Below are 16,063 nucleotides of genomic sequence, written 5' to 3' on the forward strand. Positions count from 1 at the left end.
CTTGAGAATTTCTCAAGGCCTTTTAATTTGGTCAAAACTTTATTTACTTATAAAAGGTTTCTTCAACGGCATGCGTAATCGCAATTTTATCATGTGCATAAGACAAACCGCCTTGAATATAAAGCATGTATGGATCACGAAGTGGACCATCTGAAGAAAGTTCAATAGTTGAACCTTCGACAAATGAACCTGATGCCATGACAACTTCATCTTCATAACCATCTTGGTGATATGGAATTGGATCAACAAATGAGTTCATTGGTGAGTAATGTTGAATAGCCGCACAGAATTTAACCATTGGGTCTGGTTTACCAAAGGTTACGGTTTGCACAATGTCGCTTCGTGGATCACTCCACTTTGGTGATACTTGCATCCCCATTTCTTCTAACAATGCAGCTGTAAAGACCATTCCTTTTTGTGCCTCACCAGTTGTATGTGGTGCCATGAAGAATCCTTGGTAGATATCACGTAAATAGCCCCAAGTTGCGCCTTCACCTTTACCAGCACCAGGAACAGTTAAACGCGAACCTGCTCCATCGATTAAGTCTTGACGACCAACTAAGAATGCGCCACCCTTTACTAAACCAGCACCCGCATTTTTGTAAAGTGAACCTGCCATCATATCTGCGCCGTAGAAAGTTGGTTCTTCACATTCAGAAAATTCACCATAGCAGTTATCAATAAAGATGTTAACATCAGGACGAACTTCCTTGATGAACTTAAGCATCTTTTTGATTTTGTCCATAGTAAAAGTTTTACGAGTTGCATAACCCAAAGATCTTTGAATGGCTACTACTTTAATTGACTTGTCTTGCAAATCTTTTTTAGCATTTTCATAGTCAACTTCGCCATTCTTTAATTCAGTTGTCTTGAAATTGATGCCCCATTCCTTCATGTTGCCTGGTTTATTACCAGCAAGACCAATTACTTCTTGGATTGTGTCGTACGGGGTACCTGTCAAATAGTAAAGAGTATCGCCTGGGCGCAACATACTAAAGAGACCGACAGTGATGGCATGAGTACCTGAACCGAATTGTGGTCTAACTAAGGCATCATCAGTCTTGAAATAATCGGCATAAATATCTTCGATCTTGTCACGGCCAATGTCGTCGTAACCATAACCAGTTGAAGGCACGAGATCTTCTTCACCAACATGATGCTTTCTAAACAAATCAAGTACACGTTGTTGATTATATAAAACTTGTTCATCAATCTCATCAATGCGAGGTTGGATCATTTTTTCTACTTTAGTAACTTTATCACTTAATTCTTGTGGTAAATTTTCTTTCCATGAAAAACTCATTTCTTACTCCTTAATTTATCTATCCTTGATAACTTCAGCTTGCACTTTTATGCTGCCATCTTCTTGTGGTTCTAAGTAAACGCCCTGAATTTCTGGTACAAAGCCTGGAAATTTTTCAATCGCATGAGCCAAAACTTCAAAGTATTTTTGATCGATCTCTCCCCACTTTTCACCTGGTGCAACGATAAAGACTCCTGGTGGATATGGCAAGGCACCCTCAGCTGCCGTTCTGCCCACTACATCTTCAAGATCAACTAATTCTGTTTGATCTTTCTTAAAGAGTTGGTCAGCTTCAGCCGGTGTCATTTGGTAATTTTGCATATTAGGCTTAGCAAACAACTCTTGCTGCAGGACAAAAGTTTTATTTTCTTTATAATACTCATGCATTTCCTGGCAGAGCTGCTTCAACGTATAACCATGATAACGCTCAGGATATTCTTGATATAAAAATGGTAAAACATCCTTTACCAAAGCATCTTCATCATAATACTTTTCAAATTTTAAGAAGGCATCCAGCAAAGTATCTAATTCTTCTTGTGAATCACCAGGTGTTAGAAGAAACAGCAAAGAATTCAAATCATTTTTGGCACGAATAATATGATTTTCCATTAAAAATTCTGCAACTACCGCACCAGGAATACCGGTTTCTTCATACTTAGCATTTTTGACATCAATGCCCGGAGTTTTAACTGTAATCTTGAGTGGATCGATCATAGCTTCACCACTGCCCATTTTTCTAAAGCCATGCCAATCGTCATCTTGACTCATGTTCCAGTATTTAGCTTCATTCATTAAATCAGTAGTAGGAATTTCAGCAAAATTGTCAGGTACTAATGGCTTAAACAATTTAGATTGCTTTAATAACTTGTGGCGCCATTCAATGCCCATGCGTAGGGTGTCTGCCCACCACTTTTTGTTTCCTTCACCAGCAGTGACATAGGAATTTACTGTAAGGGATGCATATAACGGATATGCATATGAAGAAGTAACAAACTTCAAATAAGCATGATTGAAATGTTTGTGGTCCACATAACGCTTTTGCCCTTTAATATGCGAATCCTTTTTCAAAATTTGTGAAGCTTGAGCCATCCCTGCTTGTTGTTTATGCAAGGATTGAGTTACTAAAATTCCCGGATCATCTGGTCCCAGATTTAAAAGAAGCGGTGACAAGTGTCTCATAATTGGTACAAATTCTTCAAACCCGCCCCAAGCACAGTCAAACAAAATATAATCGCAAAGTTTACCAATTCGATCTACAATCCATTTTGCATCATAGAATACGCCATCATAGGTTTCTGCCTGCACTATTGCTAATCTAAATGGACGCTTAGCCTTGGCTTTTTCTGGATCAACTTTTGCTACTTCAGCTCTAATTTTGTCTTCAGTCAAAAAGTCGGGATCCATCTCACCAATCAGCCCCAAAGCATTACGATCAGTTGAAATGTAAACCGGCTTAGCACCGCTCATGACCAATGCGCTGTTATACAAGGACTTGTGGTTATTACGATCAAATAAAACCAAATCCCCTTCAGATAAAAGTGCGCTGGCACAAATTGAATTAGCACTAGTTGTACCGTTAGTACAGAAGTAAACCTTATCTGCATGATAAGTTTTTGCAGCTAATTTTTCAGCATCAAGTGGTGTACCTGCATGAGTCATAGTATCACCCAGCTGAGGCACAGTATCACTAGTATCAGCAAACATTAAATTCTTACCAAAGAACTTATTGAAAACAACACCTGCTGGATGCTTATCATAATACTGACCATTATGGTGACCTGGGGTAGTAAAACTAATCGGTTTTGCCTGCGCAAAATTAATTAGATCAGTCAAAAAACCTGGCACCATTTTCTGTTCATAATTTTTTGCCAGATCAACAATTTTTTCTCGATCAGCTGTTGAAACTTGCCTATCAACTTCAATTATTGGAATAGAAAAGCCAGATTGATCTCTTAACGCTTGGGCTTGCTTTTGCGCATTAGGATCTTTATTTTGAATTACAATTGCAGCTATTTCTGCACTATTTTTAACTCGATCAATAGGAACTGATTCCCAATTTTTTATTTTGCTTAAATTAACGCCGCTTCCGAACGCTATTTTCAAAAAATCCATGCTTTTCCTTTCCATTTTTATTACAAATTACGAATTCAAGTTGCAAAACTTAAATAATTCTTTATAATCTTTTTACAGTATTATGTAGTTTCTGAATCACTTCACAAATTACGGTACATATTATATAAATATTGGAGGTTTTAAACAAGTGCACTTGCCCTGTTCGCCCCCTGAACATAAAGATATTTAAATGTAATTGAATAAATACTTGGAGGAAAATATTTTTATGTCAGAGGAAATAGAAACCATTAATTTTGAGCCCGGCAAAAAACATTATATGAGCTGGCCGGTCATCGCATTAATCGACTTTGTTACTATCATCAGTTTTGAAAACATCTTCTATCCATTTCAAAACCAAGGGTTATCTGTAGTTGTATCTTGGATTTTCCTTTTATTTGCCTACGTTATTCCTTATGCTCTTATGTCCAGTCAAATGGGATTAACGTTTACAGATCAGGCCGGAGGTTTAGCATCATGGGTACGTCATTCATCTAATGACACTCTCGGTTACTGGACTTCTTGGATGTATTGGGTTCAAACTGTACCATACTTAGTTGACGTTTCTAACTCAGTCATCGTGTCATTCTCCTGGATTATTCTAGGAAACAACACGCTAGACAAGCATATGTCTACTTTCTGGTTTGGAATTCTTACTTTCGTAATCATTTTAGTCTTTATCTTGATTGAAAATGCCATTAAGAATTCACTTGAACTGCTCTCATTAATCGGTGGTGGTGCAATGTTCATCATGTCCATGCTCTTTGTTTTACTTGCTGTTTGGGCAGTAATGCATGGTCATCATATTGCCACGCAACCATTTAACTGGGGTGCATTCAAACCATCATTTAGTTTGCGTTACTTCTCTACCACCGGATTATTAATTTTTGCTATGTCCGGTGCTGAACTTGCTGCTCCTTACATTGTGCAAATGCGTGATCCTAAGCACGAATTTCCTAAAGCAATGTGGATGTTGGCATTAATGACTGGTTTCTTAACTATCTTTGGTACCCTAGCTTTAGCAATGTTCTTTAACGCACACCACATCCCACATGACTTCAAGATGAATGGTCCTTACTACGCTTTCCAACTTTTAGGTGAAAGTTTAGGCTGGGGCAAGGTCTTAATGTACATCTTTGCAGTCGTTCAAGCTATCTTCATGATGGCCCAACTTGCTGTTTTACTTGATGCTTCAAGTCGTGTATTTGCTGGTGACGTTGCCGACAGATACATGCCTAAATGGCTTACTGGTAAAAAGGACAAGACTGGTCGTCCAGTTCACTCTTACACTTTGACCTGTGGCTTGGCTTTATTCTTGCTTTTACTTACTGGTACTTTGCCAAACATCAACTCAATTTATAACTGGTTGTTAAATATTAACGGTATTATTTCACCATACAAGACCTGCTGGGTATTCTTCGCCTTTGTTATGCTTCGCATGCACCAAGAAAAGTTCCATTCAGATTATGTCTTTATCAAAAACAAGACTGGTGCTCTAATTATGGGCTGGTGGTGCTTGATCTTCACTTTCATCTGTGCAACTTTAGGATTCATTCCTCAAGAAGCTGAGGCAACATTTGGTAGTGCTGCATTTAACCACCAATTACTTATGAATATCATTACGGTAATTGTTCTCTTCGGTTTAGGATTCTTGCTTCCATGGCTACGTAAGCGCGAAGAAAAACGTGAAATGAATATATAATAAAAAAGGAGATGGCTCTAAGCCATCTCCTCTTTGTTTTGGTTGATAAAATCGAATTGCTTTTGAAAAACTTTTTTATCACGTAAATCATACACTGATCCAATCACAGGTGTTAATGCAAAAGCTCTTAATGTATCAAAGTCTTCTGTCTTATTTGCATAGATATGATGCATTTCCGGCTTAATTTCAAAAATTTTATTCAAATAAGACGGACTAATTTCATCAACATATCCTTGCAAAGTAAAACCTACGCTAGTTAAAGTTTTTCGACCACGTAATGCTGTGATAGATACACGATTATGTCTTTTTAGATTACGGTAAAAACTTTTTTGATTCGTAGTAGCGAAAATTAAGCGACCATTTTCATTAAAATCGATGTCTATAACATTGGTATGTGGCTCTCCGTTTTCATCTACTGTACCAAAAATTGCTGAATGAAAGCAATCTACAATTAAATCCAAAAATTCATCATTACCAATATCATCAGTTAATTCAGGAACGTGTTGTCTCATTGTTTTTTCCATTTCTATATCACTCTATTACATCTTTAATAAAGATTTTATTTCTTAAGTGACATATTATTAATGAATATACTACATATTTAGAATAACTTAATTATTGAATCTATTTACACAGTTGTCCTATCCAAAAGCCTATGAAAACTAAAATTACTCCCCCCAGATATGAGGTCACTGCATAAAGAATCAAGCCATGGTAATTTCTACTTTTATATAATTCAACTAATTCAGTATTCATTGTCGAAAAAGTTGTATAACCGCCTAATACACCGGTTCCAACTAAGGAATAGAAAAAGACATTGGTTCCAAGACCAAATATAATGCCTAAAATAAGTGCCCCCGTTAAGTTAATAAGCAATGTGGGAGTTGGCAAATTAGAAAACTGTTTACCTATCCATTCCCAATGTTTTTTACCATAATTAGTTATTGCATATCTAATCATCGCACCAATTGACGCACCAAGTCCTGCTAATAGAATCTCCACTTTAATCTTCCTTTCTAAGCAACATTCCCACGTTTTTGCCGATTCTCATACCTAAAAAGGCAAAAATAAAGCCAAAAATAATTGAACTCAAAAAATAAATTAAAGCAGTCAATGGTAAACCGGCTTGAATATTTTTTAAAATATCTAAATTAAAAGTAGAAAACGTTGTAAAAGCCCCCACAAAGCCCGTACCAATTCCTACAGTTAACCATTGACGGAAATCTTTAAATTCCATAAAAAAGTAAGTGAAAAAGGCTAATAAAAAACAACCTATGATATTTCCCCAGAAGGTACCATAAAAACTCCATTGAACATTTAAGCTATAGCGCGCCATGCCACCAAAAAAGGCAAAACAGGCTATACTAATATAATTGCTAATTTTCATTAAAAACATTCCCCCCAAACGAAAAACGTCTACTCCGCCCCTTAAGGCAAAGTAGACGTCATTAGATTTCTCGGTTAATGGTGAACGTCATCACCTATTTAGTTAACATATTGACTATACAACAAGCAATAGAATCTATCAAGTCAAAATTGTAAATTTAGTAACAATATACTTGAAAATGATATAATTTAAAAAGAAAGGATGATTTTATGAACTTCCCTTATGAAAAAGAATTTCGTACATACTGTAAACAAAAGAAGAAATTAGCGGATTCAACTATTTCTTTAGCTGCAAAATCCATTACAACTTTTTGGAATTACTATGCCGCAAATGTTGGACCAGACGCCAACGTTAACGATGTCAGAGCTGGCGATATTCGAAATTTTTTAGACTCTCTTGAAACTAAATTGAATTTTAAGAGCAACACAGTTAACAAATATCTAAGCCATATTAAAATGTATTTTGTTTTTCTAAGTGAATATGGCTACATTATTACATACCCATTATTAACGATGCGCGGGAACAAGTTTGATCGCAAGCAAAAATATATCATCAATTGGATGCCTTACTTGCCTGATTTAATTAAGGTTGAAGATATTCATCCTGAAACCATTAAAATGATGGCGGCTATTGCAGCTGGCTTTAAGCCAAAAGAAATCATCGTTTTAAAAACAAATGACCTACTTAAACACATAGATAATGATGAAGTCAAAGAATACATTAAAGTTCATACAAATTATGAAAAGAGCAATAATCCTTATATCTTTGCTCGTAAAAACGGTGAGCCTTATGCATCAGATTTCAATATCAATCAAAGAATTGCACCAGATCGAAAAATCATTGGTATGCCACTCACAACGCACAAATTACGCATGAGTTTCGTTTACTCCATTCTTTCTAATCATCAATTATCTGACAACGACATATTGAAGACTTTACGAATCACACTTAAATCACTCACCTACTACCGTAAAAATATGACTCTTTACGTAGAGACAGAAGATTTTACCCTATCAAAATAAGCTAAGAAAGTTTTTCTCCTAGCTTATTTTTTCTATCTTCGATTATTTCTTAGACCTTTGTTGCCGGTCAAAACATATTCTTCAATTAATTGAAGGACTTGATTGTTTTGTGGCAATTCTGAGTGCTGTGCTAGACGCCCGGTAACCGTAATTTGTATGTAATGTCTAACTGCACCCTGATAGATATATTTACCAGCTTCTACGCTTGAAACAGGCACAATTCCATCAGCCACGTAATTTTTAGTCCCAGCTACCGAATACATTGTTAAATACTTAGGTAATTTATTTCTATTCTTAATAAAGTCCTTGAGCATTTGCGTTGGACGATTAGAAGTTTCCGCAAAATTATAAGGTGAACCGATTGTCATCAAAACTTCAGATCCGAGTAGGAGATGCCGAGCCTCTTGAAGAGCCCAGGAGAAACATCGATAAAGGTTTGGTAACCCAAGCTGTTGCCAAAGCCAATGATTTTTTGGTATTTGGCTTTGGTTTCTTCAACGCTTCCTTGAACTTCCAGCATACTCATAAAGATTCTTCTAAAGCCGTATTTATGGCCGAGTTCAAGATACTCGGCATCTTTTTGATATTCACTGTGGTCGGGATAGATTGATAATCCCAAGTTGCGCATTGTCATCTTTTGCTCCTTTTATGTCATCGCTTACATTATAAAGTTAATTATGGCGAATAATATAAGTAAGTGCAAATGATAAAAAATAAACTTGATTCGATAAAATATACCAAGATATCAAGATTAATTGAAAAATGTATAGCTTTTGTCTTTACCTTTTATGTGTATAGAGTAAAATATGTACAAATCGAATAAAACGGTTTCAATTTTATTTTGTAAGGTTAGGTATTGCCATGAAGCTTTTAAACCGATCAGACAAAGAATTAATCATTCTAAGCTGGCCAATTTTTATTGAATTTCTCTTCAATGTGATGGTGGGAAACGTCAATGTATGGATGATTTCTCACTTTGATGAAGTGGCTGTAGCTGCTGTTGGTGCCTGCAACCAATTTTTTGGCTTGTCATATAATGTTTATGGGTTTGTAACGGTAGGTACACAAATCATGATTGCGCAATTTCTTGGTGCCAAAAAAACACAAAGAGATTCCTAAGGTAATGAATACAGCAATCTTTGGAGCAATTGGAATTGGTTTGCTTTTAGGAGCTATTTTTATTCTTTTGCCATACCCTCTGTTACGCTTCTTGAACATTCCAGATGATGTAATTGCAATTGCGATCCCTTATATGCAGCTGTACGGAGCAGGAACGATTATTTTGGCGTTAAATTCTGTCATGTTAGCCTGCTTGAGAACGCATGGTTTAACCTTGCAAGCTTTGATTGTGCCAACTATCGCTAATATTCTTGCGGTTTGTGGGAATTATGTGGTGCTGTTTTCACCATTCGGCTTACCTAATTTTGGCGTTAGAGGGATTGCAATCTCAGGTATCTTTGGCCAATTTTGTGCGGGGATTGTAGCAATTTATTTAGTTAAGCGATATGTGAAGTTCAACGTGTTAAAAGTTAACTTCAAACGATGTTCGATACCATTTTTAAAACAAATTCTTAAGTTAGGATTACCTTCATCAGGTGAATCAGTCTCTTATTCTGGGGCTCAAGTGGTAGTCACAATGATTGTTGCTACTTTAGGAACTAATGTATTGATTACCAAATCGTATGTTTCAGCGATTACCCAATTTGTATTTTTAACGGCTTCAGCCTTATGTCAAGGAAATCAAATTATTATTGGTCGTACTGTTGGCGCCAAAGATTTCGAAGGAGCATATCAAAGAGGCTTTCGGTCAATGGTGCAAAATGTGGGAATTTCAACTTCAATTTCAATCGTGACCTTTATTTTTATTACGCCAATTATGCATATTTATACAAATAAACCTGAAATCATTGAATTGGCACGCTGGGTTTTCTTGGTCGAAATTATTCTTGAAGCAGCAAGAGCGGTTAATATGACTTTGGTAGGATCATTAAATGCGAGTGGGGATGTTAGATTTCCGCTTGCATGTAGTTTAACTGTGCTATGGCTAATTAGCTTGCCATTTTCATATTTATTGGCAATTGTCTTTCATATGGGGTTAGTAGGTGTATGGATTGCGTATGCGATCGATGAAAGTTTGCGCGCAATGTTGATGATCTACCGGTGGCATCATGGTACTTGGAGAACCAAGGCACTGTTTGTATAGTTGTTACCACATATTTTCCCTGTGATTTAATTAAATTACTGAAACTTGAAAGCACCAAAATCAAGCTCAAGTCTTGTCGCTGTTGAGCTTTTCTGCGCTTTATTAGTTTTTATATGATCTGTTTCAGTGCAATTTGAATGAATCGTGGCAGTTGGTTAATAAAGTCATTGATTGCTTCATCTATCTTTTCAAAACTAGTCTGCTTAAGCTCTTTTAATTCTGAAATCAAGTAGACCAATGCATCTACGAATTTAATATCAGGCAAGGATTCGTTCATTAGATAGAATAAATCTCCGATTGTCTTATCATCTGTATTTTGTCTTTCCTGCCAGGCCAATAGATCATAAGTTATTGCTGTAACTGCGATATAGCCACATTGGCCGTCATAGCTTTGAACTTGAGATTTATCTAGAGCAAGATATTGCTTAGCCGTCTTAAAATATGTTTTAATTTGCCATCTACGGCCATAAAGTTGGACGATTTCTTCAGATCTAAGCTTGGTTTGAGTAGTAGCTAAAACCAAATACTTGTTCTTGCTTCCACGGTTGGAGACAAAGACCAGCTTTAATAAAAAGCTATGCCCATGATATTGAACCTCTACTATGCTTGAATAAAGATAATGATTCTTTTTACAGATACTTGAAGCAGCCAATGAGCTGGGCTGCAATCAAACATAATAGTTTTTACCAGTTAATTCCGCCATCGTTAAGTACATTGCGAGCAGTTCTAACGGAAAAACGTTTGTCATCTTTAGCTCTGAATAAAGAAAGCCGAGCAAAATGTACCGACATCAGCCCAGAGATAATCATAGTTAATGAAATGGTAGATTTACGCTTGAAGTTGACTTGTTTAGTTAGCTTAGCTAGACCAATTAGTTGTCAGCAAACTACTAGTAATTCCCCAGCAATAGGAACCTATTAAAGCAATCGGAAACAAGGCAATCATCGTTTGCTGCAAAATTTTAATAAAAGTCAGTTGTTTATATTTGACTAGTAAATCAACTATTTTGTTCTCATTCATATTCCCACCATTTTCTTTTCCTTACAAGTATACATTCCGGGACGAAATAGGACAAAAAAAGCGTTTAAAAATTTAAACGCCTTATAGTTTAAGTTATTCAGGATCTGAATCTGAGTGGTAAGTAATACTGAAGCCTGCTTGGAACTCCTTGCCTGGTTCCAAATGATTCATGCCATATTTATCTTCTAGCTTGCCATCTGCATCGTCTCGGTCTGCAATTCCCCACCATGGTTCGATACATACGTAGTTAGCAGTCTTTGGATATTGTGACCAGATACCAACAAATGGAGCGTTTCTGGTCCAAACATTAATGTGGAACTTACTCTTGTCAGTTCTAAGTGATACTTTATTATCGTGTCCATGTAATTCATAAATTAAAGCATCATTCTTAAATAATTCATCACTCAAAGAAATAAAACTATCAGTTGAAGCTAATGAGCGGTTATTCCAATCAAGGAATGCGTTCTTTAAAGGAATTTTCACACGAGCTACAGATGGATGCATATCGAAGAAGTAATCTTCCTTCTTTTCATCATCTTTTATTGGCAAGTTAAATCCTGGATGTCCGCCAACACCAAAGATCATAGTGTCATCAGATTTATTCAAAACGCTAAAGTTTTCTTCAAGTAAATTATTCATCAAATTATAATTTACTCTAAATTCAAATTTGAAAGGATAAACCTTATGGGTTTCTTCGTTATCTTTTAACAAGAATGTGATACTTTCTTGAGTATGATTTTCAACCTCAAACTTAGAATCTCTTGCAAAACCATGTTGTCCTAAATGGTAAGTCTTACCCTTATAAGTATATTCGTCATTCTTCAGTCTACCTACAATTGGGAAAAGAACCGGTGCATGTCTTCCCCAAACTTTAGGATCAGCTTGCCACATAAATTCTTCACCAGTATGAACACTTTTAACACTTTGAATCTCAGCACCTTGATCTGAGATTACAACTTTAATCATATTATTTTCAATAGTATAATCCATAACTTAATTTGTCCTTACTTAGCTTATTTAGTAATATCAAAAATATAATGTAATCGCTTTGATCACTTATATTTTAACATTAATCATTAAACAAAACAGATGCTTTTAACAAAAAACAGCTGGATAATCCAGCTGTTACTTAATTTATAAATTATAAAATGAACTTAGTTAAGTCCTTGTTCATGATAATGTCATGTAATTTTTCTTCAACGTATGCTTCAGTAATGGTAATTTCGCCCATTTCCATATCAGGACCTTCATAGAGAACATCTTCAAGTAATTTTTCAAGAATAGTAGAAAGACGTCTGGCACCAATATTGTCTGTCCCTTGGTTAACATCAAAGGCAATTTGAGCAATCTTATCAACTGCTTCTTGAGTAAAGATTAACTTAATACCATCAGCCTTCATTAAAGCAATATATTGCTTAAGCAATGAATTTTGTGGATCCTTTAAAATCTTGACAAAGTCATCCTTAGTCAATGCATTAAGTTCTACTCTAATTGGAAAACGACCTTGCAATTCCGGAATCAAATCACTTGGCTTGCTTTCTGCAAAGGCACCAGCAGCAATAAATAAAATATGATCAGTTGAAACAGGACCATACTTAGTATTTACGGTTGAACCTTCAACGATTGGCAAAATATCTCTTTGTACACCTTCACGAGAAACTTCACCAGAATTACGCTTGTTACCAGCAATAATTTTGTCAATTTCATCGATAAAGATAATACCATTATTTTGGCTTCTCTCAATAGCGCGTTGATAAATAGTATCATAATCTACCATCTTGCGTGATTCTTCTTGAATCAAGACTTCACGTGCGTCACGAACAGATAAAGTACGCTTAACCTTCTTCTTTGGCATAATGTCATTAAGCATGGAGCCCATGTCCATTCCCATTTGTCCCATCATGTCACTCATTGGGTTAGCTTTAGGAGCTTGTTCAACTTCAATGGTTACTTCACGATCTTCAAGCAAACCTTTATTTAGCTTTTCAGCAACATCCATCCGCTGATTTCTAACTTCATCAGTTACTTCTTCCTGATCGCCATTTTGATTATTTGGATTTGCACCGCCCATTAGCATAGACATCATGTCTTGCATTTGTTGCATTTGGTTTCCACGCTTTTCACGCTTAACACCAGGAGCAAGCAAACGAACCAATTGCTTGTTAGCTTCTTTAGTAGCTTGAGGCTTTACACGCGCAAATTGATCCTTTTCTTCCATACGTACGGCTTCGCCTACTAAATCACGGACCATTGATTCAACATCACGACCAACGTAACCTACTTCAGTAAATTTAGTAGCTTCTACCTTAACAAATGGTGCTTCTACAATTGAAGCTAAACGACGAGCAATTTCAGTTTTACCAACACCTGTAGGACCTGCCATTAGCAAGTTTTTAGGTGTAATTTCATGTTGCATTTGCTTAGACAATTGCATTCTACGATAACGGTTATAAAGAGCAATTGCAACTGACTTTTTAGCTTCATCTTGACCGATAATATATTCGTTTAAGATCTTAACTATTTCTTTTGGTGTTTTAATAGCCATACTTTACTCCTTAAATTTCATCGGTAACAATATGATCATCAGTAAAGACATCGATTCCTGAGGCAATTTTTACAGCTTCATGAGCGATTTCATCAGCTTGCATATCATTTGCATGACGTGTCATTGCAATAGCTGCTGCCTGTGCAAAGTTACCTCCTGAACCAATTGCCACAACGTTTTCATCTGGTTCAAGAACTTCACCATTACCTGAAATTAGTAACAAATCTTTATCATTAAATGCGATTAACATTGCGTTTAATTTTTGCAAAGTTGGATCCTTACGCCATGCTTGAGCCATTTCTACGGCTGCACGACGAAGATCACCACTATATGCTTCAAGCTTGCCTTCAAGCATATCTTGCAAGCTAACAGCGTCAGCAACACCACCGGCAAAACCGATAATTACACGATCATGGTAAATACGACGAATCTTACGTGCAGTTGCCTTAGCGATTACCTTTTCACCTAAAGTAACTTGTCCATCACCTGCAATTGCAGTTTTTCCATTAAATCTTACTGAACAAATTGTTGTCATATTAGACCTCAACTTTCTTTATTACGAGGGAAGTATTTTTCATAATCTGATTTTAAATGCGCCATTGTAACATGCGTATAAATCTGGGTAGCAGATAAACTACTGTGTCCTAATAGTTCTTGGACGCTACGTAAATCCGCCCCATTATTAAGCATAGCGGTTGCAAAAGTATGACGCAACTCATGAGGGTGAACTTTTCCACTTATTCCAGCCTGATTAAAAGTTTTTTGCATCACATATTCAATTCCGCGTTTGCTCAAAGGCTTGCCTAAATTACTTAAAAAAACATGCTGTTCAGCATCATCTTTTAATAAATTAGGTCGTGCATCTTCAAGATACTTAACTAGCGATTTTTTTGTATGATCATCAAAAGCAACATAACGATCTTTATTTCCTTTACCATGGACCAAAATCGTTTGTAAATTAAGATCTATTTGATGCAAGGTTAAATTGCTAACTTCACTTACACGCATCCCCGTAGCGTAAAACAGTTCAAATAATGCCAAATTACGCACTGTCAAAGGTTGATTACCTTTCAGTGAGTCAAATACCTGCTTCAGCTCGTTCTCGTAAAAAAATTCTGGTAATTTTTTCTCCCCACGTCTTAGGGCAATTCCCTGTGTGGGATCAATCTGGATAAATTTTCTTCGCGTTAAAAAGCGGAAAAATGAATGTAAACTCGACATTTGTCGCGCTTGACTGCTACGTGCTAATTTACGATCAGCTAAATTTTGTAAATAAATCTGAATATCACGTTCTTGCACATTCTTCCAGCCATCAAAGCCACCATTATTTTGCCAAAATTTTTTAGCTTCTAACAAGTCGGTTTGATAAGAAGAAATAGTTAAATCACTATAATGTCGCTCATTTTGCAAATAAGAAATAAAATGAGTTAATTCATCTTGTTTTTCTGACATTAATCTAAAACTTCCGCTTTAAATTTATCTATGCTTTCGATACCACGTTCACTAATTTTTTCGTGACGTTCACGCTTTTTACGGATCTTCTTACCTTCCCAGGCAGGTAAAAGCGCAAAACTAGCATTCATTGGTTGAAAATGCTTGGCACTAGTAGTAGTAACATAATTTGCCATTGACCCTAATGCAGTGTCTTTAGGAAAGGCAATTGGCTCCTCACCTAAAGCTTCACGTGCAGCGTTAATTCCGGCTACTAAGCCACTTCCTGCACTTTCAACGTAGCCTTCAACACCTGTCATCTGTCCTGCAAAGAACAATCCAGGACGCTTCTTAGCTTCGTAACTAGCAGTCAACACGTCTGGAGAAGCCATATAAGTATTTCTGTGCATCTTGCCGTAACGAACAAAACGAGCATTTTCAAGTCCAGGAATCATAGAAAAGACCCTCTTTTGTTCACCATACTTCAAGTGAGTTTGGAAACCAACGATGTTATACATTGAAGCAGCAGCATTATCTTGACGAAGTTGGACTACTGCATATGGTGTTTCACCGGTATGAGGATCTTCCAGACCTACTGGTTTAAGCGGTCCGAACAACATCGTCTTAGCACCTCGAGCGGCCATAACTTCAATTGGCATACAACCTTCAAAAACATCATTCTTTTCAAAACCATGTAATTGAGCAGTTTCTGCTTTAATTAATTCACGAGTGAAGTTTTCATATTGTTCCTTGTTCATTGGACAATTTAAGTAAGCAGCTTCTCCGCGATCGTAGCGTGATTTTTTATAAACAATATTCATATCAATTGAATCCGCAGCTACAATTGGAGCAGCGGCATCAAAGAAGTGCAGACTATCTGTACCAGAAAACTTCTGAATTTGCTCAGCCAATGCGTCACTGGTTAAAGGACCAGTGGCAATAATAGTGATGCCTTCTGCCGGAATTTCAGTAATTTCTTCCTCATGAACTGTGACATTATCTAAGCCACGCAAAGTATCAGTTACGTATTTACTAAAACTGTCACGATCCACTGCTAATGCTCCACCAGCAGGAACTTGGGTCTTATCAGCGGCTTTCATAATCAATGAATCAAGATGACGCATTTCTTCTTTTAAAAGTCCTACTGCATTAGACAACTGATTAGAACGCATGGAGTTTGTGCAGACTAATTCCGCAAATTCGCCGGTTTCATGTGCAGGCGTCTCTTTTTGAGGACGCATTTCGTACAGGTCAACGTGAATTCCACGCTTAGCTAATTGCCAGGTTGCTTCACTTCCAGCAAGACCTGCTCCGATTACAGTTACATTTTTGGGCATTAAA

Annotated in this window: 12 protein-coding genes, 4 pseudogenes and 1 riboswitch; of the genes and pseudogenes, 3 read left to right on the top strand and 13 right to left on the bottom strand. The window is 36.6% G+C overall.

Going from position 1 to position 16,063, the window contains the following annotated elements; genetic code table 11:
• Positions 1-43 precede the first annotated feature (43 nt).
• Complete coding sequence (locus FC37_RS00695; RefSeq protein WP_014918875.1) at positions 44-1,303, bottom strand: methionine gamma-lyase family protein; 1,260 nt, start codon at positions 1,301-1,303, stop codon at positions 44-46.
• A gap of 15 nt (positions 1,304-1,318) precedes the next feature.
• Complete coding sequence (locus tag FC37_RS00700; protein WP_025005769.1) at positions 1,319-3,415, bottom strand: putative ornithine decarboxylase; 2,097 nt, start codon at positions 3,413-3,415, stop codon at positions 1,319-1,321.
• A gap of 226 nt (positions 3,416-3,641) precedes the next feature.
• On the opposite strand from FC37_RS00700, the gene FC37_RS00705 reads away from it, so the two are divergent.
• Entirely contained in the window at positions 3,642-5,114 is a 1,473-nt protein-coding gene (locus FC37_RS00705; RefSeq protein ID WP_025005768.1) for an APC family permease, read from the top strand.
• 17 nt (positions 5,115-5,131) lie between these two features.
• Here FC37_RS00705 and FC37_RS00710 read toward each other — a convergent pair whose 3' ends face one another.
• The 3 genes from FC37_RS00710 to FC37_RS00720 form a co-directional block, all read right to left on the bottom strand.
• Complete coding sequence (locus FC37_RS00710; RefSeq protein WP_025005767.1) at positions 5,132-5,626, bottom strand: pyridoxamine 5'-phosphate oxidase family protein; 495 nt, start codon at positions 5,624-5,626, stop codon at positions 5,132-5,134.
• A gap of 112 nt (positions 5,627-5,738) precedes the next feature.
• Positions 5,739-6,116: a fluoride efflux transporter CrcB gene (gene crcB, locus FC37_RS00715; protein WP_056945441.1), complete on the bottom strand. Its 378-nt coding sequence runs from the start codon at positions 6,114-6,116 to the stop codon at positions 5,739-5,741.
• 1 nt (position 6,117) lies between these two features.
• Positions 6,118-6,501: a fluoride efflux transporter FluC gene (locus tag FC37_RS00720; protein WP_025005766.1), complete on the bottom strand. Its 384-nt coding sequence runs from the start codon at positions 6,499-6,501 to the stop codon at positions 6,118-6,120.
• A gap of 45 nt (positions 6,502-6,546) precedes the next feature.
• Positions 6,547-6,605: riboswitch (Fluoride riboswitch) on the bottom strand.
• A gap of 105 nt (positions 6,606-6,710) precedes the next feature.
• On the opposite strand from FC37_RS00720, the gene FC37_RS00725 reads away from it, so the two are divergent.
• The gene (locus tag FC37_RS00725) at positions 6,711-7,523 is read left to right on the top strand and encodes a site-specific integrase (RefSeq protein ID WP_025005765.1); all 813 of its coding nucleotides are present in this window, start codon (positions 6,711-6,713) and stop codon (positions 7,521-7,523) included.
• Positions 7,524-7,555: 32 nt separating this feature from the next.
• Here the strand turns inward: FC37_RS00725 and FC37_RS00730 are convergent.
• Both FC37_RS00730 and FC37_RS00735 read right to left on the bottom strand, forming a co-directional pair.
• Positions 7,556-7,903 (bottom strand): annotated as a pseudogene (locus FC37_RS00730) (alpha/beta hydrolase); the annotation flags it as partial.
• A pseudogene (locus tag FC37_RS00735) lies at positions 7,894-8,157 on the bottom strand (MupG family TIM beta-alpha barrel fold protein); the annotation flags it as partial. The pseudogenes FC37_RS00735 and FC37_RS00730, both read right to left, overlap by 10 nt.
• Positions 8,158-8,384: 227 nt before the next feature.
• Between FC37_RS00735 and FC37_RS00740 the strand changes: the two are divergent.
• Positions 8,385-9,726, top strand: a pseudogene (locus FC37_RS00740) (MATE family efflux transporter).
• Between the two features lie 109 nt (positions 9,727-9,835).
• Here the strand turns inward: FC37_RS00740 and FC37_RS00745 are convergent.
• The 6 genes and pseudogenes from FC37_RS00745 to trmFO form a co-directional block, all read right to left on the bottom strand.
• Positions 9,836-10,348, bottom strand: a pseudogene (locus tag FC37_RS00745) (transposase); the annotation flags it as partial.
• 491 nt (positions 10,349-10,839) lie between these two features.
• Positions 10,840-11,736, bottom strand: coding sequence for an aldose 1-epimerase family protein (locus FC37_RS00750; RefSeq protein WP_025005761.1), 897 nt, complete (start codon positions 11,734-11,736; stop codon positions 10,840-10,842).
• A gap of 151 nt (positions 11,737-11,887) precedes the next feature.
• On the bottom strand, positions 11,888-13,291 hold the full coding sequence (gene hslU, locus FC37_RS00755) for an ATP-dependent protease ATPase subunit HslU (protein ID WP_025005760.1): 1,404 nt from the start codon (positions 13,289-13,291) through the stop codon (positions 11,888-11,890).
• Positions 13,292-13,301: 10 nt separating this feature from the next.
• Positions 13,302-13,826, bottom strand: coding sequence for an HslVU peptidase proteolytic subunit (gene hslV, locus FC37_RS00760; protein WP_014918884.1), 525 nt, complete (start codon positions 13,824-13,826; stop codon positions 13,302-13,304).
• 8 nt (positions 13,827-13,834) lie between these two features.
• On the bottom strand, positions 13,835-14,743 hold the full coding sequence (xerA, locus tag FC37_RS00765; protein ID WP_025005759.1) for a site-specific tyrosine recombinase/integron integrase: 909 nt from the start codon (positions 14,741-14,743) through the stop codon (positions 13,835-13,837).
• Positions 14,743-16,059, bottom strand: a complete 1,317-nt coding sequence (gene trmFO, locus FC37_RS00770; protein ID WP_025005758.1) for a methylenetetrahydrofolate--tRNA-(uracil(54)-C(5))-methyltransferase (FADH(2)-oxidizing) TrmFO — start codon at positions 16,057-16,059, stop codon at positions 14,743-14,745. Before trmFO ends, xerA begins: the two co-directional genes overlap by 1 nt.
• Positions 16,060-16,063 lie beyond the last annotated feature (4 nt).

The organism is Lactobacillus gallinarum DSM 10532 = JCM 2011 (assembly GCF_001434975.1).
GTDB lineage: Bacteria > Bacillota > Bacilli > Lactobacillales > Lactobacillaceae > Lactobacillus > Lactobacillus gallinarum.